Source organism: Agromyces ramosus (assembly GCF_004216665.1).
Lineage (GTDB): Bacteria > Actinomycetota > Actinomycetes > Actinomycetales > Microbacteriaceae > Agromyces > Agromyces ramosus.
The window spans coordinates 539,406-560,062 of sequence record NZ_SGWY01000002.1 but is presented as its reverse complement, the minus strand read 5'-3'; the positions used below and the strand labels follow the sequence as shown (position 1 = coordinate 560,062).

Here is a 20,657-nt window from a genome sequence, read left to right as displayed (position 1 = left end):
CTCCGGTGCATGCCGGAGGGCCGTCGCCGTCCGTACGGCGTTCGCCGCGGCATCCGCTCGATGCGTCGACGACGGATGCCGCCACGGCGACCGCGCGGTCAGAACCGCGGCTGCGGGCGGGTATCGCTCGAGACGCTCTCGAGCCCGGCGCCGCGCGCATGCGGCAGCTTCGAGCCGAGCACCATGGCGGTCACGTCGCGCGCGATGTGCTGGGGCGTGAGACCGACGCGCTCGAGGATGTCCCCGCGCGACCCGTGCTCGAGGAACTCGTCGGGCAGTCCGATCTCGGTGACGGCGGTGTCGACGTCGGCCTCGCGGAGGTCCTGGCGGATGCGCGTGCCGATGCCGCCGACACGGATGCCGTCCTCGATGCTCACGACGATGCGGTGTTCGCGAGCCAGGCCGATGACGCTCGCGGGGACGGGCACGACCCAGCGCGGGTCGACGACGGTCGCCCCGATGCCCTGTGCCTCGAGGCGCTCGGCGACCTCGAGCCCGAGTCCGGCCATCGGGCCGACCGTGACGAGCAGCACGTCCTTGCGGGCAGATTCGGCCAGCACGTCGACGCCGTCCTCCGTGCGTCGCACGGCGTCGTAGTCGACGCCCACCGTCCCCTTCGGGAAGCGCAGCACCGTGGGGGCGTCGTCGACGGCCACCGCCTCGCCGAGCTCCTCGGCCAGCCGGACCGAGTCGCGCGGGGCCGCGATCCGGATCCCCGGCACGACCTGCAGGATCGAGAGGTCCCAGACCCCGTGATGGCTCGGCCCGTCGGGGCCGGTGACGCCGGCGCGGTCGAGCACGAACGTGACGCCGGCCTTGTGCAGCGCGACATCCATGAGGACCTGGTCGAAGGCGCGGTTGATGAACGTGGCGTAGACCGCGACCACCGGATGCAGCCCGCCGAACGCCAGGCCGGCGGCCGAGGTCGCGGCATGCTGCTCGGCGATGCCGACGTCGAAGACCCGGTTCGGGAACCGCTCCGCCATGCGGTGGAGGCCCGTCGGCCGCAGCATCGCCGCGGTGATGCCGACCAGGCGCTCGTTCCGCTCCGCCTGGCGCACGAGCTCGTCGGCGAACACGCTGGTCCACGAGGGGGCGGACGCGGCCTCGAGCGACTCGCCCGTCTCGGGATCGATCTGCCCGACGGCGTGGAACTGGTCGGCGACGTCGAGTCGGGCGGGCTCGTAGCCCCGGCCCTTGTCGGTGATCGTGTGCACGATGACCGGCGCGCCGTAGGCCTTCGCCTGGCGGAGCGCCGCCTCCATGGCTCGCTCGTCGTGGCCGTCGACCGGGCCGACGTACTTGATGTCGAGGTTCGAGTAGAGCGCCTCGTTGCCCGTGAAGCGGCTGAGGAATCCGTGCAGCCCGCCGCGAACCCCCCGGTAGAAGGCACGCGCCGGCCCGCCGAGCCGGTCGAACGCCCGGCTGCTCGAGAGGTGCAGGTTCCGGTACGACTGGTTCGTGCGCACCGAGTTGAGGAACCGCGCCATGCCGCCGATCGTCGGGGCGTAGGAGCGGCCGTTGTCGTTCACGACGACGATGAGCTTGCGGGTGTTGTCGTCGGAGATGTTGTTCAACGCCTCCCACGTCATGCCGCCCGTGAGCGCGCCGTCGCCGACGACGGCGACGACATGGCGGTCGTGCTGGCCGGTCATCTCGAACGCCTTCGAGATGCCGTCGGCCCACGAGAGCGAGCTGGACGCGTGCGAGCTCTCGACGATGTCGTGCTCGGACTCCGAGCGCTGCGGGTACCCGGCGAGGCCGCCCGTCTTCCGCAGCGTCGACAGGTCCTTGCGGCCCGTGAGGAGCTTGTGGACGTACGACTGGTGCCCGGTGTCGAACACGATCGCGTCGCGCGGCGAGTCGAACACCCGGTGGATCGCGATGGTCATCTCGACGACGCCGAGGTTCGGCCCGAGGTGACCGCCCGTCTTCGACACCGATGCGACGAGGTACTCGCGGATCTCGATCGCGAGCTGCTCGAGCTGCTCGGAACTCAGCGCATCGAGGTCGCGCGGTCCCGAGATCGTCTCGAGCAGGGTCATGTGCGTGCCTCCGGGTCCAGTGCGGCATCGGCCGCGCATCAATCGAGTCTACGCCGGGCACTCTGGGAGGCCGGGAAGAGTTCGGGGCGGCCGGCTCATGCCGACCGCCCCGAGCGCGTGCGTCGCCTCAGACGAGCGAGCGGAGCACGTACTGCAGGATTCCGCCGTTGCGGTAGTAGTCGGCCTCTCCGGGCGTGTCGATGCGCACGACCGCGTCGAACTCCACGGTCTGCTTGCCCGCGGGCGAGTGCTCGCCCGGCTCGGCCACGACGTGCACGGTCTTCGGCGTGACGCCCTCGTTCAGCTGCTCGAGACCCGAGATCGACACGACCTCGGTGCCGTCGAGGCCCAGCGAGTCAGCCGACTCGCCGGCGGGGAACTGCAGCGGCACGACGCCCATGCCGATGAGGTTCGAACGGTGGATGCGCTCGAAGCTCTCGGTGACGACCGCCTTCACGCCCAGGAGGCTGGTGCCCTTCGCCGCCCAGTCGCGGGACGAACCCGAGCCGTACTCCTTGCCGCCGAAGATGACGAGCGGGGTTCCGGCGGCCTGGTAGTTCCGGCTCGCGTCGTAGATGAACGACTGGGGCGCGTCGGCCTGGGTGAAGTCGCGCGTGAAGCCGCCCTCGACGCCGTCGAGGAGCTGGTTCTTCAGGCGGATGTTCGCGAAGGTGCCGCGGATCATCACCTCGTGGTTGCCTCGGCGCGACCCGTAGGAGTTGAAGTCCTTGCGCTCGACGCCGTGCTCGCTCAGGTACCGGCCCGCCGGGCTGTCGGCCTTGATGTTGCCGGCCGGGCTGATGTGGTCGGTCGTGACCGAGTCGCCCAGCTTCGCGAGCACGCGCGCGCCGACGATGTCGGTGACCGGGGTCGTCTCCATCGTCATGCCGTCGAAGTACGGGGGCTTGCGCACGTAGGTCGACTCGGCGTCCCATTCGAAGATCGCACCGGTGGGCGTGGGCAGCGTGCGCCACCGCTCGTCACCCTCGAACACGCTCGCGTACTGGTTCGTGAACATGTCCTTGTTGATGGACGAGTCGATGGTGGACTGCACCTCGGCGGAGTCGGGCCAGATGTCCTTGAGGAAGACGTCGTTGCCGTCGCGGTCCTGGCCCAGCGGGTCGGTCTCGAAGTCGAAGTTCATCGATCCGGCGAGCGAGTACGCGATCACGAGCGGCGGGCTCGCGAGGTAGTTCATCTTCACGTCGGGGTTGATGCGGCCTTCGAAGTTGCGGTTGCCCGAGAGCACCGCGGTGACGGCGAGGTCGTTCTGCTGCACGGCGGCCGAGACCTCCTCGATGAGGGGCCCGGAGTTTCCGATGCACGTCGTGCAGCCGTAGCCGACCGTGTAGAAGCCGAGGTCCTCGAGGTCCTTCGTGAGGCCGGCCTTCTCGTAGTAGTCGGTCACGACCTTCGAGCCCGGTGCGAGCGTGGTCTTGACCCACGGCTTCGCCTTGAGGCCCTTCTTCACGGCGTTGCGCGCGAGCAGGCCGGCGGCGAGCATGACCGACGGGTTCGACGTGTTCGTGCACGAGGTGATCGCGGCGATCGTGACGGCGCCGTGGTCGAGCGTGTACGAGGTGCCGTCGGAGAGGTCGACCTTCGTCGGCTTGGAGGCCGTCTTCGGAGCGTGGCTGTGGTGGTGGTGGAGGTGCTGGCTGTGCTCGTCCTCGGGCGAGTTGCCGGGCGGGTCGGAGGCCGGGAAGGACTCGGCGCCCTCGAGGTCGACCAGATCGTGGTCGACCTCGGCGTAGTCCGTGAGGTCGGTCTCGAACTGCGCCTTCGCGTTCGCGAGGACGATGCGGTCCTGCGGGCGCTTCGGGCCGGCGATCGAGGGCACCACGGTGGAGAGATCGAGCTCGAGGTACTCCGAGTAGACGGCCTCGTCGGCCGGGTCGTGCCAGAGCTTCTGGAGCTTGGCGTACTGCTCGACCAGCGCGAGCTGGTCCTCGCTGCGTCCCGTGAGGCGCAGGTAGTCGATCGTGACGGCGTCGATCGGGAACATCGCGGCGGTCGAGCCGAACTCGGGGCTCATGTTGCCGATCGTGGCGCGGTTCGCGAGCGGCACGGAGGCGACGCCCGAGCCGTAGAACTCGACGAACTTGCCGACCACGCCGTGCTTGCGCAGCATGTCCGTGATCGTGAGCACGACGTCGGTGGCGGTCACGCCGGTCGGGATCGAGCCCGAGAGCTTGAACCCGACGACCTTCGGGATGAGCATCGACACGGGCTGGCCCAGCATGGCGGCCTCGGCCTCGATGCCGCCGACGCCCCAGCCGAGCACGCCGAGTCCGTTGACCATCGTGGTGTGGGAGTCGGTGCCGACGCAGGTGTCGGGATAGGCGCGCGTGACGCCGTCGACCGTGCGGTCGTAGATGACCTTGGCGAGGTGCTCGATGTTCACCTGGTGCACGATGCCGGTGCCGGGCGGCACGACCTTGAAGTCGTCGAACGCGGTCTGGCCCCAGCGCAGGAACTGGTAGCGCTCGCCGTTGCGCTCGTACTCGATCTCGACGTTGCGCTCGAGTGCGTTCTCGGTGCCGAAGAGGTCGGCGATGACCGAGTGGTCGATGACCATCTCGGCAGGCGAGAGCGGGTTGATGCGGTTGGGATCGCCGCCGAGGGCCACGACGGCCTCGCGCATCGTGGCGAGGTCGACGATGCAGGGCACGCCGGTGAAGTCCTGCATCACGACGCGCGCCGGCGTGAACTGGATCTCGGTGTCGGGCTCGGCCGTCGGCACCCACGAGCCGAGCGCCTCGATCTGCTCCTTGGTGACGTTGGCGCCGTCCTCCGTGCGGAGGAGGTTTTCGAGGAGCACCTTGAGGCTGAACGGCAGCTTCTCGTGGCCGGGCACGGTGTCGAGCCGGAAGATCTCGTAGGACTTGTCACCGACGTGGAGCGTGTCCTTCGCCCCGAAACTGTTCACTGCAGACACGATGTCCTCTCCTTCGCGGATGCCGCGCGGACATGCGCGCGACGCTCCATCTTCTCTGTCAGACAGGGGGCTGATCCAGCAAGGTTCACCTAAGCGTCCCCCGGCCCGGCACCGTCGTGGCGCCGGATTTATCTTGACGTCGAGATAACTCTATCATCCGTCCGAGCGCCGGGACGACGGATACACCGCCCGCACGACGAGCCAGGAGAACACGAGCACGAGCGCGTACAGCGGCACGCCCATGAGGAGGCGTGTGGCCCCGAGCGCTTCGACGTTGTCGACCAGGTAGAGGGGAACCTGCACCACGAGCCGGGCCACGAACAGCCCGATCCACACGAGGGTGAGGAACTGGGCCGCACGGTACTTGCGCTTGTCCTCGCGCCACGCGAGTCCGTCGCCCATGAGGAAGCCCACGATCAGGCCGAGCGCCGGCCAGCGCACCAGGAGCGAGATGAACAGGGCGAGCGCGTACGCCGCGTTCGTGAAGAAGCCGAGCACGTAGTTGTCCCGGGCGTTGCCGGTCCACAGCGCGAGCGCCGCGGACGCGAGCACGCCGACCAGGCCGGCGATGGCCTGGGTCGGCTGGCCCTTCGTCGCGATGCGGACGATCGTGAACACCACCGCGAGACCGACGGATGCCGCGAGCGACGGCACGAGCGCGGCCTGCGCGTCCCATCCGGCGAAGCTCGTGAGCACGCTGTAGGTGACGAGGAACACGAGTCCGGGCAGGAGCGCCTCGAGGATTCCCCGGACTCCCCCGACGGCGCCGAGCAGGTCGCGCCCGGTCAGGCGCTCGTCACGCGCGAGGGCGCCGAGGCCGCTGCGCTCCGCTGCGGCGGCGAACTGCCGCGCGAACTCGGCCGAATCGGGCGACGCGCCGGCCGCGGCATCCGCTGCGCCCATATCGCCGGAGGCGCCGCGGGCCCCGACCTCGTCGGACGGTGCCGGAACAGCGTCGGCGGCATCCGCCCGGTCGTCGCGAACGGGTCGGCGCTCGGCGTCGGGTTCGGTCATCGCTAGACGGTGGGCGCGGCGGATGACGCGGCGGGCATGCGGAGAGGGATGAGGTCGCGGGGAGGCATCGGCGTCGAGCCGCGCACCACGACGATGGAACGGAAGAGGTCCTCGACCTGCGCGGCGGCGGCGGGATCGACCGCGGCCTCGCCGGCGATCACGCCGCGGAGGAACCATCGGGGGCCGTCGACGCCGATGAAGCGGGCGAGGCGCATGTGTCCGGTCTGGCCCTCAGCGGCCGCGACCGGGATCTGTGCGAGCAGCTCGGGTCCGAACGCGCCCTCGCGCACGGTGGTCGTGCCGCCCTGGCGGGCGATCTGGTCGGCGATCTGCGCGCGGATCTCGTGCCACAGTCCGCTCGTGCGCGGCGCCGCGAACGGCTGCACCTGGAGGGTGGAGTTCGCGTAGTCGAGGCCGATGGCGACGACGCGCTTCGTGCCCTCCTCGACCTCGAGCCGCAGGTGGAGTCCCTCGCGCGGCAGCACCTTCACGCCGCCGAGGTCGACGTACGGACGGACCGGGTTCGCCTCGGACTCGTCGAACGGACCGGCGGTGGGCCGATCGTCGGGTGCGGACTTGGGCTGGTCGACGGGGATGTCGCCGACGTTCTCGATGTCGCTCACGCGTTCACTCCTGACTTGTGCTCCCGGAATCCCGTGGAGCCGAATCCCCCCTCGCCGCGCAGGCTCCCGGGGAGCCGCTCGACCTCGACGAACCGCGCTCGGCTCACCGGCATGACGACGAGCTGGGCGATCCGGTCGCCCGCCTCGATCGCGTACGGCTCGCGGGCATCGGTGTTGAGCAGTGCGACCTTGATCTCGCCGCGATAGCCGGCATCGACCGTGCCGGGCGCGTTCACGATCGTGATGCCGTGCTTGAAGGCGAGGCCCGACCGCGGCACGACGAACGCGACGTACCCGTCGGGCAGCGCGATCGCCACGCCGGTGCCCACCGTGGCACGCTCCCCCGGGGCGAGCACGACGGATTCGGCGGCATGGAGGTCGGCGCCCGCATCACCCGGATGGGCGTATGACGGGAGGCGGTCTGCCGTGATCAGCACATCGACGGAATCGGTCACTGTTCGAGGGTAGTGCAGAAGTCTGATCGAATAGATCCATGCCCGACTACCGCGAGAAACTGTGGCCGACGCCCTGGATCTACATCGCGACGCTGCTCCTGGTCCCGGCGAGCATCCTCGTGCTCGCGCCCGTCTCGCTGCCCGCGGGCATCGCCACGGGCATCATCCTCTACCTGGCGGCGGTGGGCTCGCTCACGCTCTCGGCGCCGGTCATCGAGGTGCGCGACGGGATGCTCCGTGCGGGTCGTGCGGCGATCCCGCTCGACCAGACCGGCGAGGCGGTCGCCGCCTTCGACGCCGACGCGCGGGTGGAACGCGGCACCGGACTCGATGCCCGGGCGTTCCTCGTCATCCGGGGATGGGTGCAGCCCGTGGTTCGCGTGCCGATCACCGATCCGTCCGATCCGGCGCCGTACTGGCTGCTGTCGAGCCGCCGGCCGAAAGAACTGGCCGCCGCGATCAACGGATCACGACGGCCTGAGCCTGCGGAAGGCGACCTCTAGGAGGCGCACTCCAGGCAGATCGGCCCGAGCTTGGTCTCGTGGTCGATCTGCGAGCGGTGCTTCACGAGGAAGCAGTTCACGCACGTGAATTCGTCGGCCTGCGGGGGCAGCACCACGACGTCGAGTTCGACGTCGGAGAGGTCGGCACCGGGCAGGTCGAAGCCTCCGGGGTTGTCGGCGTCGTCGACATCCACCACTCCCGACATCTTGTCGGGGACGCGCTCCTTGAGGGCCTCGATCGACTCGGAGTCGTCCTCGGTCTTCCGCGGTGCGTCGTAATCCGTTGCCATTCCCATCCATTTCCTCATCGCCGAAGATTCGGCGGCCATAGTCTGCATCAAATCGGTGACGTAAGCAAACCACTTGCACGGCCGTTGCGAACCGCTACCTGCTCAACTTCCGCCGCGCCCGCGCTATTCCCGACTGCACCCCGGTCGTCGTGGCATCCTTGGGCGGAGACGAAGGCACGGAAGGGCTTGTCGCGATGCAGGAACTGAAGGTAATAGGTGTCGAGAACGGCGCCTTGCTCGCCGCCTCCGACGATGGCGCGCGCTTCCGGATCGAGATCGACGAAGTGCTGCAGTCCCGCATCCGCCAGGCGCAACCCGAGGTCCACACGGGCCCCAAGCCGTCCCCCCGCGAGGTGCAGTCGCTGATCCGCTCGGGACTCTCCGCGGAGGACGTGGCGCAGGTCACCGGCGCATCGGTCGACTTCGTGCGTCGCTTCGAGGGACCGGTCCTGGCCGAACGCGAGCACGTCGTCACCTCGGCCCTCGCCGTGCCCGTGCACCCGGCCGTCGAGGTCGACCCAGCCGACGACCCCGCGACGTTCGGGAGCGTCATCCGCGACCGGCTCGCGAAGCTCGGGGCGCACGGCGAGCGGTGGGCGAGCTGGAAGGACGAGGAGCACGGCTGGATCGTCAAGCTCGAGTTCACCGCCGACACCATCGACCACGACGCCCGCTGGGGGTTCGAGCCGCGCAAGCAGTCGCTGCATCCGATGAACTCCGAGGCGACCACCCTGTCGCAGCAGGGCGAGTTGAAGGGCGGGCTCATCCCGCGCCTTCGCGCGGTCTCCCCCGAGTCCGACGAGTCGCGGTTCGACAGCGGCGCGTTCACCTTCGACGAGACCGATCACGGCGACTTCGACACCGCGCCGCACCTCGAGCCGCTCCCCTACGCGCGCACCGCACCGGCCACGTCGAGCCCGGCCGCCGCGCGCGCCGCGATCAAGCGCGCGGAGGAGCCGACGCCGACGCTCGGCGAGACGGCCGACCTGCTCGAGGCCCTCCGCCGCCGGCGTGGCGAACGCGAGGCCGCGATCGTCGAGCCCGAGCAGCCGCAGCTGCCCCTCCCGCTGGTTCCGACCCCCGTCGCGCAGACGCCGCCGCCCACGACGCCCGAGCCGAGTCCGAAGGCGAACGAGGAGAAGCCGGGCACGGCGGCTCGCGCCCTCTGGGGCGGCAAGTCGGCCACCGGGCCGGCCGGTTCGCCGCGTGCCACGAAGAAGGGCCGCGCCGCGATGCCCAGCTGGGACGAGATCGTGTTCGGCGCACGCACGGACGACGACCTGGCCTGATCCCAGCAGGCTGATCGTTCCACTCCGCCTGGATCGATCCGGCCGGATGCCCCAGCCGCGCCGTCGGCGGCGGGATGGCCCCGAGCACCGTTCCGCGCGCCCGGATGCGGTGCTACCATCGAACACACGTTCGAATGTCGGTGGAGGTGCGCATGCCCCGGGTGCAGGAGTTCGTCGAGGTCTGGACGAGCGAGGCGGGCGAGCCCGAGCGACTCGTGTGGCGAGCCCGTCGCTTCCGCGTCACCGACATGCCCACCGCCCTGGTCGGGCCCTGCGACTGGTGGAGTCCGTTCACGGACCACGACGTCTCCCCCGGCCGCATCCCACTGTCGATCTCGGGGTGGCGGTTCCAGGCGAGTGCCGACGACGGTGAGACGCACGTGTTCGACGTCGAGCACGACGGCGTGCACTGGAACCTGCTGCGCGTCTTCGACTGAGCCGGCGCGCGCTGTGGGGCGCCGGCGAACCGCCGGTCGCGGAGTTCGACGCTAGGCCGACTTCTCGGCGCGGCGCGGCTTGTGCGGGACGATCGTCGGAGCGGCGTTGTCCAGCACGGCGGCCCTGGTGACGACGACCCGCGCGACACCGGTGGACGATGGCACCTCGAACATGATCGGCCCGAGCACCTCCTCCATGATCGCCCGGAGTCCGCGGGCGCCCGTCTGCCGCAGCACCGCGAGGTCGGCGATCGCCTGGAGCGCCGCCTCCTCGAAGTCGAGCTCGACGTCGTCGAGCTCGAACATGCGCTGGTACTGCCGCACCAGCGCGTTGCGCGGCACGGTCAGGATCTCCATGAGCGCGTCGCGGTCGAGCGGGGTGACGGTGGCCACGACGGGGAGTCGGCCGATGAACTCGGGGATCAGCCCGAACTTGTGGAGGTCCTCGGGCAGCACCTCGCTGAAGATGTCGGCCTCGTCTTCCTTGTTGTGCAGCGGGGCGCCGAAGCCGATCCCGCGCTTGCCCGCCCGCGAGGAGATGATGTCCTCGAGGCCGGCGAAGGCCCCGGCCACGATGAACAGCACGTTCGTCGTGTCGATCTGGATGAACTCCTGGTGCGGATGCTTCCGCCCGCCCTGGGGCGGCACGGATGCCACCGTGCCCTCGAGGATCTTCAGGAGCGCCTGCTGCACGCCTTCGCCGGAGACATCCCTCGTGATCGACGGGTTCTCGGCCTTTCGGGCGATCTTGTCGACCTCGTCGATGTAGATGATGCCGGTCTCGGCGCGCTTGACGTCGTAGTCGGCGGCCTGGATCAGCTTGAGGAGGATGTTCTCGACGTCCTCGCCGACGTAGCCCGCCTCGGTCAGGGCCGTGGCATCCGCGACCGCGAACGGCACGTTCAGCTGCTTGGCCAGGGTCTGCGCCAGATACGTCTTGCCGCAGCCGGTGGGGCCGATGAGGAGGATGTTGGACTTGGCGATCTCGACGTCGTCGCGGGCGTGGTCGGCAGAGGTGAGCGTCGTGCGGGCGCGGACTCGCTTGTAGTGGTTGTACACCGCGACCGCGAGCGCCTTCTTCGCCGCGTCCTGCCCGATCACGTACTCCTCGAGGAAGGCGAAGATCTCCTTGGGCTTGGGCAGCTCGAACTCGCCGGCCTCGGTCTCGCCGGCCTCGGCCAGGCGCTCCTCGATGATCTCGTTGCAGAGTTCGACGCACTCGTCGCAGATGTAGACGCCCGGCCCCGCGATGAGCTGCTGGACCTGCTTCTGGCTCTTCCCGCAGAAGGAGCACTTGAGCAGGTCGGCGCTCTCCCCGATGCGTGCCATCGAACCCTCCCTGTCGACGAGTCTGCTCCGAGCCTAGCCCGAGATCGGGACGGAGCGGCATGGCGCGCCCGGATTGGATCGGGTCGCGGTTCGCGCTCCGCGAACTGTGCGACGAACACACCCCACGGCACGCTGAACGCGGCGGATGCGCACGGCCGTGTGGCCGGTCATCCGCCGCGTCGGGACGGGTCGCGCTATCGGGTGAGCGCGGGCAGGCTCTTGCGCGAGGTGAGCACCTGGTCGATGAGGCCGTACTCGAGGGCCTCCTCGGCCGACAGGATCTTGTCGCGGTCGATGTCGGTGTTGACCTGCTCCTGCGTGCGGTTCGAGTGACGCGAGAGCGTCTCCTCGAGCCACGAGCGCATGCGCATGATCTCGGCGGCCTGGATCTCGATGTCCGACGCCTGGCCGTGGCCGGCCTCGCCCATCGCGGGCTGGTGGATGAGCACGCGCGCGTTCGGCAGGGCGAGCCGCTTGCCGGGCGTGCCGGCCGACGCGATCACGGCGGCGGCCGAGGCGGCCTGGCCGAGCACGACGGTCTGGATCTGCGGACGGATGTACTGCATCGTGTCGTAGATCGCGGTCATGGCCGTGAACGAGCCGCCGGGCGAGTTGATGTAGAGGATGATGTCGCGGTCGGGATCCATCGACTCGAGCACCAGGAGCTGCGCCATGATGTCGTCGGCCGACGCGTCGTCGACCTGCACGCCGAGGAAGATGATGCGGTCCTCGAAGAGCTTCGCGTAGGGGTCCTGGCGCTTGTAGCCGTAGGCCGTGCGCTCCTCGAAGCTCGGCAGGATGTACCGCGAGCCGGGGGCCTGGATGCCGTTGAAGGCGGTTCCGCCGAACTGGGGGATGTTCATTCGCTCGTTCTCTCTCTTCCTCACGCCTGGGTTCCGCCGCCGCCGGCCACGTCGAGCGCCGACTCGCGGATGTGGTCGACGAAGCCGTACTCGAGGGCCTCCTGTGCGTTGAACCAGCGGTCGCGGTCGCCGTCGGCATTGATCTGCTCGACGGACTTGCCGGTCTGCGCCGCGGTGATCTCGGCGAGGCGCTTCTTCATGTCGAGGATGAGCTGCGCCTGCGTCTGGATGTCGCTCGCGGTGCCGCCGAACCCGCCGTGCGGCTGGTGCAGCAGCACGCGAGCGTTGGGCGTGATGTACCGCTTGCCCTTCGTGCCGGCCGTGAGGAGCAGCTGCCCCATCGAGGCCGCCATGCCGATGCCGACCGTGACGATGTCGTTCGGAACGAACTGCATCGTGTCGTAGATCGCCATGCCGGCCGTGATGGAGCCGCCGGGCGAGTTGACGTAGAGGTAGATGTCCTTCTTGGCATCCTCTGCGGCGAGGAGCAGCAGCTTCGCCGCGATCTCGTTGGCGTTGTCGTCGCGCACCTCGGAGCCCAGCCAGATGATGCGGTCCTTCAGCAGTCGATCGAAAACACCGGGGCTGGGTGTCGGTTCGGCCATGTGTCGCTCCGTTTCCGTTGTCGCGTTCACTCGAATCTATCCGGTGCAACGCACGCGAACGGGGCTGTTCGCCCTAGGCGGATGCCCGCAGTTCCCGCGCGTATTCCGTGACGGACACCCGGTACCTCGGCAAGTGGCGGGCGAGGGCTTCGAGGGCCTCGGATGCCGCGCGGCGGGCGTCGCCCGCATCGACGAGGGCGAGCGCCCGGAACGCCACGACCGCGTCGCGGAGCTCACCCGCGTCGGGCTCGATCGCGTCGAGGAGGCGCACGGCCTCCAGCGGTCGCCCGAGGTTGCGGATCGTGGACGCCAGCTGGATGTGCGCCTGCACGCGCTCCGACCCCTCGAGGCCGCGCGAGAGCGCCTCCCGGTACAGGGTCTCCGCCTCGGCCTCGAGCCCCGCGGCGTCGCGCGCGCCGGCCCGTTCGAAGAGCGCGATCGGGTCGCCGGTCGGACGCTCGCCGGCGAGTGCGTCGATGCGACGGATCACCTCGTCGTCGCCGAGGCGCTCGGCGGCCGACCAGACGGCGTCGATGCGATCCTGCCAGTCGCTCATGGCTCCTCCGGAGACGAGAGCGGGGCCGGACGAATCCGCCCAGCCCCGCTCGTGATCGATCGACCGACTACTCGGCGTCGGCCTTCTTGGCCGCACGCTTGCGCGCCGGCTTCTTGGGCTCCTCGGCGTCGGCGTCGCCGTCGGCGGGCGCGGCGTCGGCGTCGTCCGTCTTGGCGGCACGCTTGCGAGCGGGCTTCGCCTCCTCGGCGGGCGTCTCGGCGGCCTCGTCGGACTCGGCCTCGTCGGCGTCGCCCACGGCGGTGAACTCGGAGAGGTCGACGGCGTTGCCCGCGGCATCCGTGACCTTCGCCTTGCCGAGCGCGATCGCGAGCGCCTTGTTGCGCGCGACCTCGCCGACCATGGCGGGGATCTGGCCGTTCTGGCTCAGGACCTGCACGAACTCGTTGGGGTCCATGCCGTACTGCGCGGCGCCCTGCACGAGGTACTGGGTGAGCTCGTCCTGGCTGACCTGGACCTTCTCGGCCTCGGCGATGGCGTCGAGCACGATCTGCGTCTTGAACGCCTTCGTGCTGGACTCGGTGACCTCGGCGCGGTGCTCGTCGTCCTCGAGGCGACCCTCGGACTCGAGGTGGCGGTGCACCTCGTCCTCGATGACGCTGTCGGCGACGGGCACGTCGGCGAGCTCCACGAGCCTGTCGACGAGGAGGTCGCGGGCCTGGGTGCCCTGACCGAACGACTTGTTGCGGGCGACCTGCTCCTTGAGGCTCGCGGTGAGCTCGTCGAGCGTGTCGAACTCGCTGGCGATCTGCGCGAAGTCGTCGTCGGCCTCGGGGAGCTCGCGCTCCTTGACGGCGGTGACGGTCACGGTGATCTCGGCGGTCTCGCCCTCGTGGTCGCCGCCCAGGAGCTTCGACTCGAACGTGGTGGTCTCGCCGGCGGTGAGCGAGTCGAGCGCCTCGTCGATGCCCTCGAGGAGTTCGCCCGAGCCGAGCTCGTAGGAGATGCCGCTCGCGGTGTCGACCTCGGTGTCGTCGATGACGGCGACGAGGTCGAGGGTGACGAAGTCGCCGGTCGTGGCCGGGCGGTCGACCGTGATGAGCGTGCCGAAGCGGCTGCGCAGGCGGTCGAGCTCCTCGGTGACCTCGTCGTCGCCGATCTCGACCGAGTCGACCGTGAGCTCGAGGCCGTCGTAGTCGGGCAGCTCGATCTCGGGGCGCACGTCGACCTCGATCGCGAGCAGCAGGTCGCCGGAGAAGTCCTTCTCGTTCGGCCACTCGACGATGTCCGCCTCGGGACGGCCGAGCGGGCGCAGCTCGTGCTCGGAGACCGCGGCGCGGTAGAAGCCGTCGAGGCCCTCGTTGACCGCGTGCTCGAGCACCGCGGCCTTGCCGACCCGCTGGTCGATGATGGGCGGCGGCACCTTGCCCTTTCGGAAGCCCGGCACGTTGATCTGCTCGGCGATGTGCTCGTAGGCGTGGGCGATGCTGGGCTTCAGCTCCTCGGGCGTCACCGAGATGGTGAGCTTGGCGCGCGTCGGGCTCAGCTTCTCAACCGAAGTGGTCGGCATGTGGAAGATCTCCTGATTGTGTGGAAGTTCGTGTCGAGCCTCGGGCGACTCGTCGGGGCGACAGGATTCGAACCTGCGACCTCCCGCTCCCAAAGCGGGCGCTCTAGCCAAGCTGAGCTACGCCCCGAGTCGCTGACTCAACTCGTCGATTCACCCGCACGGGCACGCCGAAGCATGCGGCAGCGTGGATGGACCCCCGAAAGTCTACTGCACGGGCCGGGTGCCCGCTGCTGACGCCCGGCGCGTGATCTCGGGGCGACTCCGGCGCGGCGTCCCGACCGCGGGAATGACCCCCGAACGGGCGCTGTGGATGATCTGCCGACACGCCGATCCCGCGTGGCAGAGTGTGCGCATGACCGACCGCCCGAGCCCAGCCGGGGGGCCGGCGCTGCGCCGCTGGCCCGCCGATCCCGCCGAATTCGTCGACACCACGCGCTGCCCGGCCTGCTTCAGCACGCTGTCGGCGACGCGATGCGGTGTGTGCGGGCTCGATCTCGACGTCCCCGAGGCGGCCGAGCTGCTCCAGCGCTCCACGGCGGTCTACCAGGGCGAGCTCGCGCGTCAGGAGCTCATCGGGCGCATGCGCGCGGCGCAGGCGGCTCGCGAGGCGTGGGTCGAGATCCCCGCCACGAGCGTGCCCATCGAGGTGGCGGTCGTGCCGCCGGCCACGGCGACCCATGCCGATGCCGGCGCGCAGGCGGCATCCGTCACCGGGCCGACGCGAGACGAATGGTCCACGGTCGCCGTCCCGACCCGGCAGCACGAGTCGACGGATGCCGCGGCCGCGGCCGCCGTCGCGGCTCCCCCGGCTCCCCCGGTCGCGCCCGCCGGCTCCGTCGCCGCCGGCGAGCGCCGGAGCGGCCGATCGGGCGTGCAGGTCCTCCTGCTCACGCTCGGCGTGGTGCTCATCTCGGTCACGGCGATCGTGTTCCTCTTCGTCGCCTACCTGGTGGCGAGCCTCGAGGTGCGCTCGGTGATCATCGCAGGCGCGAGCGTGCTCGTGCTCGGACTCGCCTGGCTGCTGCGCGCACGTCGACTGCCCGGGACCGCCGAGGGCGTGGCCGTCGTCGCCGTCGTGCTGCTGCTGCTCGACGTGTGGATCGTGCGGGCCAACGAGCTGTTCGGCAGCGAGCGGCTCGGCGCCTCGGCCTACGCGGGGGTGGCGCTCGCGCTCGTCGCGGCCCTGCTCGCCGGCACGCGAGCCGTGAGCGGCATCCGCGTGCCCGGCTTCGCGGCCGCCGGGCTCGCCCCGGTCTCGGCCTTCCTGCTGGCGTACTCCGTCGACCCCGAGACCGCCGCCGGCATCTGGCTGGGCGGCCTCGCGGCCGCGGTGGTCGGCACCCTCGTCGCCGGCGCCCTGCGTGCCTCACCCGAGCGCGGCATCCTCCTCGCCGGCGGTTTCGTCGGCGGCGCCGCCGCGACGATCGATGCGCCGTGGGCGCTCCCCGACGTCGCCTGGGGCGCGTCGTGGGCGTTGCTCGCAGCCGCCGGCGCATGGTTGCTGGCGGTCGTCGTACTCGCCCTCCGCGAGCCCGGCGCGACCACCACCTGGAGCTGGATCGCGGCACCGGCGCTCGGCGCGAGCGTCGCGCTGGCCCCGGCGGTGGGCGCGCTGCAGGAGCTCGACCGCCCCGACGCGCTGTGGATCGCACCGGCGGGAGCGGTCGTCGCCGCGTGCCTCCTCGCCGGAGCTGCGCGGGCCCTCCGTGCCCGTCGCGAGCTGCTCGCCGGGTTCGCCGCCGCCGCAGCGGTGGCGGCCGCCACGGCGGTCGCCGGCGGCTTGGCCGGGCTCCAGGCGATCGGCATCCGGGCGGTGTCGAGCCTCGAACCATGGGCGCACGGCCCGACCGAGCAGGTGTCCTCGCCGGTCGACGACGTCGAGCTCGGTGCGGTGCTCGTCCCGCTGATCCTGGCCGCGGGCAGCGCCGCCGTGGCCGCGATCTTCGGACGCCTCCGGCGCCTCTCGACGATCCCGGTCGCGTTCGCCGCCGCAGGCGCCGTGGTCGCGGCGTGCATCGCACCCACGGTGTGGCTCGCCGCAGCAGCGCTCGTGCTCCTCTCGGCGATCGGCCTCGCGGCGGCCGCCATGACCGGTCGCGCGGCCGTCCCGGGCCTGCTGCCGGTCTTCGCGGTCGGGGGGATCTCGGCCGGCGGGATCGGCTGGAGCACCGCGTACTCGAGCGCTCCCGTCTGGCCGTGGACGGTCGCGGCGCTCCTCGCCCTGATCGTCGCCGGGCGCCTGCTGGCCCGGCGGGTGTGGCCGGCCGGCGCTGCGCGCGGGATCGGCGCGGCCCACCTCGCCACGGTCGCGGCGCTCGGCGGCGCCGTCGCGTTCTCGATCCCGTCGTGGCTCGAAGCGGCGGGCATTCCGCCGGTCGACCCCTGGCAGTCGCCATGGATGTGGCTGGGCACGGTCGCCGCGGTGCTGCTCGCGGCCGCGCTCCTCGTTCCGCGCGTCCCCCCGCTCGACCGAACGAGCCTGGCGATGCCGCTGCTCGGCGGCGTGGCCGCGGGTGCGCTGGCGACCGCGTTCGGCGACGCACCGCTCGGATGGCTTCCGGCCGCCCTCGGCGCCGTCGTCGTGGTCGCGGCCATCCGCCCCTCCGCGTCGCCGCTGGTGCGCAGCGCCCTCGCCGCCGCCGGTCCCGTCCTCGTCGCGCTCGCACTCGGCGCCGCCTTCGACGCGATCCCGGATGCCCCCGCCTTCGTCGTCGGCACCGCAGCCGGAGTCCTCCTCGCGGCGGCGGCCGGCCACGTCGCCGTGCCGCGTGACGCCAGCATCCCACGGCTCGCGTGGAGTCTGTCGGTCGGCCTCGCCGGCACGATCGCGCTCGCCTCGGCGCCGTTCGCCGGCGACGAGGCGTGGCTCCTCCTGCTCCTGCTCACGCCGGTGCCCGTGCTCATCGCCTCGCTCCACGGCGACCCCGTCGCCGGCGACTCGCCCAGCCGCCACCTCTCGTGGCTCAGCCTCCCGATCGCGGTCGGAGCCGCGTGGGCGTGGCTCTCGGGCGAGGGCGTCGACGATGTCGAGGCCTACACGGTGCCGTTGGCGCTCGCGCTCCTGACGGCCGGAGGCATGATCACCTGGCGTCGAACGGCGCCGTCGACCCGTTCCCCCGGCCGCACCGGCCTGTTCGCCTCCGCGGCCGCGGTGCTCGTGCTGCCGAGCATCGCATCGAGTGCCGAGTCGGAGCTCCGCACGCTCGTGCTCGTCGCCGCGGGCGCCGTGGTGGCGATCGCCGCCGCGTTCCTCCCCGAGACGGCCCGAGGCGTGCCGATCCGCACCCTCGGCGTCGTGACGGGCTGGACTGCGCTCACCGGCGCCGCGCTGGTGCGGGGCTCGGCCGTGGCGGTCCGCGAGGCGAGCGTGCTGCCCGTCGAGTTCTGGCCACTGCTGGCGCTCGCGGCCGGCGTGGTCATCGCGGTGACCTGGACGCGTTCGGGGTCGCAGCCGGCGTGGATCGCCGAGGCGCTGCTCGCGTCATCCGTCGTCGCGGCGTCGGTGCCGACGATGCTCGCGATCCTCGCCGGCATCGACTCGCTCGCTCGCGCCGCCGCGCTGTTCCCACTGCTCGCCGCCGCGCACATCGCCTCGACGGTGACCCGACGACGTCCCTTCACGGGACCGGTGATCCGATGGACGACGCTCGGTGTGCTCGTCATCGGCGGTGTCACGGCCCTCGCGGCCTTGCGGGTCGACCCGTTCGACATCGTGACGGCATCGATCGCGGCGGCCCTCATCGGCGCGGGCGCCGTACGGATGCGCCGCGAGGCCGAGCTCGGCAGCTGGCGCGAACTCGGTCCGGGGCTCGCGGTGCTGCTGCTGCCCGCGTTCGTGGCGGACTTCCTCGATCCCGAGCTCTGGCGCAACGTGGCGCTCGGCGTGGTGGCCGTGGCGGTCGTGGTGATCGGGGCAGTCCGGCGCCTGCAGGCCCCGTTGCTGCTCGGCGGCGGCGTCCTACTGGCGCATGCCATCGTGCAGCTGTGGCCGTGGATCACGCAGCTCTACGAGGCGGTGTGGTGGTGGTTGTGGCTGGGGATCGCGGGTGTGCTGCTGGTCGTCCTGGCAGCGACCTACGAACGACAGCTCCGCCTGGCCCGGGGAGTCGCGCGCACGATCGCCGCGCTGCGGTGACGGTCGGCGGCGGTGGGCTCGGCGGACGTCGTCACATGCGCTCCACCCACTCCTCGCGCCACTCCGGCGCCTCGAACGGCAGCGACCAGTACGCAGTCTCCTTCGCGATCCTCCCGTCGCGGAGCTCGAAGATGAACACGGCCTGGTACTCGACCTCGTCGCCGTAATCGAGGGTCGCCTCGACGACCCACAGCTCGCCCTCGCCGAGGATCCGGCGCGGCGTGATGCTGGGCAGCTTCGGGAAGGACCGATAGACAGCTCGTCGGTTGTCGCCGCCGACGACGCGCTCACCCGATTGCGGCCACTCCATGACCGCGTCCTCGTGGAAGACGGCGTCCATGCCGTCGACGTCGCCGGCGTTCAGCGTCGCGATCAGCGCCTCGACCGTCTCTCGCCCGCCCATCTCGTGCTCCCTCGAACGAATGGCGCGCGCGGGCGTGCGTGGACCGGCTCCTGCCGTGTACTACGATGATCCAGTGCTCGCGAGCGGGCACGCGCGGATGTAGCTCAATGGTAGAGCCTCAGTCTTCCAAACTGATTACGCGGGTTCGATTCCCGTCATCCGCTCCACGAGTGGTCCTGCCCCGGCCGTCTTCGCCCACGTGAAGAGCGCCGCCATCCGGTACCCGTGCGGGTCTTCATGGTCGACGCGTCGGCGGTGCCCACGACCACCAGGGCCGACGAGCACCGCGGCATCCGGACGACCCCGTCGGGCTCGGTCAGCCGAGCCTTCCCTTCCTTGAAATACGCGGGCGGCCGCGTAGCGTTGAACGGGACAGACGCCGAAACGGGAAGGGTGACACGTATGACCGACACGAAGACCGCACCGAAGACCACGAAGACCGGAGACCACGCCGACGTCGCCGCCGGCGTGGCGCAGTACCTGACCCCCGTCGTGCACGAGCTCGTCGCGCTGGTCGTCAACGGCAAGCAGGCGCACTGGCATGTGCGCGGCGTCAACTTCATCGCCGTGCACGAGCTGATCGACGACGTCGTGGCGCACGCGCAGGAGTGGGCCGACCTCGCCGCGGAGCGGGTCGTCGCCCTGGGCCTGCCGATCGACGGCCGTCTCGCCACCGTCGCCTCGAAGAGCGGCGCCGCGAACCCGAAGCTCGGATTCCAGCCGTACGAGGAGGCGATCGCGGACGTCGTCGCCCAGATCGACCTCGCGATCGAGAAGGTCGATGCGGCGATCGAGGGGCTCGACGAGCTCGACCCGGCCAGCCAGGACGTGGTGATCGAGATCCGCCGTGGCCTCGACAAGGACCGCTGGTTCCTCTTCTCCCACATCGCCGTGAAGTAGCCGACGATGGCGGGCTGACGGGCCCGGGTGCAGAATGCCGCTATGACGGCCGATGCATCCGGGCCCGTGTCATCCCCGGGGGATGACGCGGCGCGGCTCACGGACGCGCAGAAGTCGTTGCGTGCGCAGATGCTCGCGACCGAGCACTGGAGCCTTCTCGCGAGCCGCAGCACCACGCAGAGCGAGGTGCTCACGCGCATCGCGATCTTCCTCACGCTCGTCTCGGCCGGGCTCGTGACGCTCGGCGTGCTCGGGAACGCGACCCAGTTCAGCGGCTGGTTCGGCGTGGCGGCGCTCGGGGTGCTGTTCCTGCTCGTGGTGCTCGGCACGATCACGCAGCTGCGGGTGTTCAACACCGCCACCGAGGATCTCGTCTACGTCCTCGCGATGAATCGCCTGCGCGCCGCCTACCTCGACCTCGATCCGGGGATCGAGCCGTACTTCATGATGGGCACGACCGACGACCTGCGGGGAACGCAGCAGACGTACTACGCGTTCGCAGCCCGGAACCGCGCACAGGTGTTCGCGAGCTCGATGATGCTCATCCTCGTGGTGCACGCCGCGCTCGTCGGCCTCTTCGGCGGAGCGCTGACCTACGCGCTCGCCGCCTCGGTCGCCTGGTCGATCACCGTGGGCGTCATCCTCGCGCTGGCCGCGTTCGTCGGTTGGATGGCCTGGGGCTACCGCGGCTACTTCTCGGTGTGGCAGCTCCACCAGCCGCTGCGCTCGATGCCCGACGCGTGA

The 20,657-nt window shown here is 70.8% G+C and carries 18 protein-coding genes and 2 tRNA genes; 7 read left to right on the top strand and 13 right to left on the bottom strand.

The features are described 5' to 3' along the window. Nucleotides 1–98: 98 nt before the first annotated feature. From dxs to dut, 5 genes are all read right to left on the bottom strand, one after another. The gene (gene dxs, locus EV187_RS09190; protein WP_130352749.1) at nt 99–2,045 is read right to left on the bottom strand and encodes a 1-deoxy-D-xylulose-5-phosphate synthase; all 1,947 of its coding nucleotides are present in this window, start codon (nt 2,043–2,045) and stop codon (nt 99–101) included. A gap of 127 nt (nt 2,046–2,172) precedes the next feature. Beyond that, nucleotides 2,173–4,983 carry an aconitate hydratase AcnA gene (gene acnA, locus EV187_RS09185; RefSeq protein WP_130352748.1) on the bottom strand — a complete coding sequence of 937 codons (2,811 nt, stop codon included), beginning with the start codon at nt 4,981–4,983 and terminating at the stop codon, nt 2,173–2,175. Nucleotides 4,984–5,136: 153 nt separating this feature from the next. Next, complete coding sequence (locus tag EV187_RS09180) at nt 5,137–5,997, bottom strand: DUF3159 domain-containing protein (protein WP_130352747.1); 861 nt, start codon at nt 5,995–5,997, stop codon at nt 5,137–5,139. A gap of 2 nt (nt 5,998–5,999) precedes the next feature. Beyond that, on the bottom strand, nt 6,000–6,620 hold the full coding sequence (locus tag EV187_RS09175; protein ID WP_130352746.1) for a DUF3710 domain-containing protein: 621 nt from the start codon (nt 6,618–6,620) through the stop codon (nt 6,000–6,002). After that, complete coding sequence (gene dut / locus EV187_RS09170; protein WP_130352745.1) at nt 6,617–7,075, bottom strand: dUTP diphosphatase; 459 nt, start codon at nt 7,073–7,075, stop codon at nt 6,617–6,619. The genes EV187_RS09175 and dut overlap by 4 nt, the downstream gene beginning before the upstream one ends. A 38-nt stretch (nt 7,076–7,113) precedes the next feature. On the opposite strand from dut, the gene EV187_RS09165 reads away from it, so the two are divergent. After that, nucleotides 7,114–7,578: a DUF3093 domain-containing protein gene (locus EV187_RS09165; RefSeq protein ID WP_130352744.1), complete on the top strand. Its 465-nt coding sequence runs from the start codon at nt 7,114–7,116 to the stop codon at nt 7,576–7,578. On the opposite strand, the gene EV187_RS09160 is transcribed toward EV187_RS09165, so the two are convergent. Beyond that, nucleotides 7,575–7,868, bottom strand: coding sequence for a DUF4193 domain-containing protein (locus EV187_RS09160; protein ID WP_056729312.1), 294 nt, complete (start codon nt 7,866–7,868; stop codon nt 7,575–7,577). The two genes, EV187_RS09165 and EV187_RS09160, sit on opposite strands and share 4 nt — an antisense overlap. A 194-nt stretch (nt 7,869–8,062) precedes the next feature. Between EV187_RS09160 and sepH the strand changes: the two genes are divergently transcribed. Together sepH and EV187_RS09150 are read left to right on the top strand one after the other, a co-directional pair. Next, entirely contained in the window at nt 8,063–9,157 is a 1,095-nt protein-coding gene (gene sepH, locus EV187_RS09155; RefSeq protein WP_130352743.1) for a septation protein SepH, read from the top strand. Between the two features lie 152 nt (nt 9,158–9,309). After that, nucleotides 9,310–9,594, top strand: a complete 285-nt coding sequence (locus tag EV187_RS09150; protein WP_130352742.1) for a hypothetical protein — start codon at nt 9,310–9,312, stop codon at nt 9,592–9,594. A gap of 51 nt (nt 9,595–9,645) precedes the next feature. Here EV187_RS09150 and clpX read toward each other — a convergent pair whose 3' ends face one another. From clpX to EV187_RS09120, 6 genes are all read right to left on the bottom strand, one after another. Then, a complete protein-coding gene (gene clpX, locus EV187_RS09145) occupies nt 9,646–10,923 on the bottom strand; it encodes an ATP-dependent Clp protease ATP-binding subunit ClpX (protein WP_130352741.1) in 1,278 nt (425 codons plus the stop codon). A gap of 194 nt (nt 10,924–11,117) precedes the next feature. Continuing rightward, entirely contained in the window at nt 11,118–11,786 is a 669-nt protein-coding gene (locus EV187_RS09140) for an ATP-dependent Clp protease proteolytic subunit (protein WP_130352740.1), read from the bottom strand. A 20-nt stretch (nt 11,787–11,806) separates the two neighbouring features. Continuing rightward, the gene (locus tag EV187_RS09135; protein ID WP_130352739.1) at nt 11,807–12,391 is read right to left on the bottom strand and encodes an ATP-dependent Clp protease proteolytic subunit; all 585 of its coding nucleotides are present in this window, start codon (nt 12,389–12,391) and stop codon (nt 11,807–11,809) included. A gap of 73 nt (nt 12,392–12,464) precedes the next feature. Beyond that, nucleotides 12,465–12,947, bottom strand: a complete 483-nt coding sequence (locus tag EV187_RS09130) for a tetratricopeptide repeat protein (protein ID WP_130352738.1) — start codon at nt 12,945–12,947, stop codon at nt 12,465–12,467. A 67-nt stretch (nt 12,948–13,014) separates the two neighbouring features. Beyond that, the gene (gene tig / locus EV187_RS09125) at nt 13,015–14,475 is read right to left on the bottom strand and encodes a trigger factor (RefSeq protein ID WP_130352737.1); all 1,461 of its coding nucleotides are present in this window, start codon (nt 14,473–14,475) and stop codon (nt 13,015–13,017) included. A gap of 52 nt (nt 14,476–14,527) precedes the next feature. Next, nucleotides 14,528–14,602 (bottom strand) — tRNA-Pro (locus tag EV187_RS09120). Between the two features lie 225 nt (nt 14,603–14,827). Here EV187_RS09120 and EV187_RS09115 point away from each other — a divergent pair. Further along, on the top strand, nt 14,828–18,610 hold the full coding sequence (locus tag EV187_RS09115) for an SCO7613 C-terminal domain-containing membrane protein (protein ID WP_130352736.1): 3,783 nt from the start codon (nt 14,828–14,830) through the stop codon (nt 18,608–18,610). Nucleotides 18,611–18,641: 31 nt separating this feature from the next. Here EV187_RS09115 and EV187_RS09110 read toward each other — a convergent pair whose 3' ends face one another. Further along, on the bottom strand, nt 18,642–19,013 hold the full coding sequence (locus tag EV187_RS09110) for a nuclear transport factor 2 family protein (RefSeq protein WP_130352735.1): 372 nt from the start codon (nt 19,011–19,013) through the stop codon (nt 18,642–18,644). Nucleotides 19,014–19,106: 93 nt separating this feature from the next. Here EV187_RS09110 and EV187_RS09105 point away from each other — a divergent pair. The 3 genes from EV187_RS09105 to EV187_RS09095 all read left to right on the top strand — a co-directional run bounded on the left by EV187_RS09105 (nt 19,107) and on the right by EV187_RS09095 (nt 20,657). Beyond that, a tRNA-Gly gene (locus tag EV187_RS09105) sits at nt 19,107–19,180 on the top strand. A gap of 235 nt (nt 19,181–19,415) precedes the next feature. After that, nucleotides 19,416–19,913 carry a Dps family protein gene (locus EV187_RS09100; protein WP_130352734.1) on the top strand — a complete coding sequence of 166 codons (498 nt, stop codon included), beginning with the start codon at nt 19,416–19,418 and terminating at the stop codon, nt 19,911–19,913. Nucleotides 19,914–19,955: 42 nt separating this feature from the next. Beyond that, nucleotides 19,956–20,657, top strand: a complete 702-nt coding sequence (locus EV187_RS09095) for a hypothetical protein (RefSeq protein WP_242609516.1) — start codon at nt 19,956–19,958, stop codon at nt 20,655–20,657.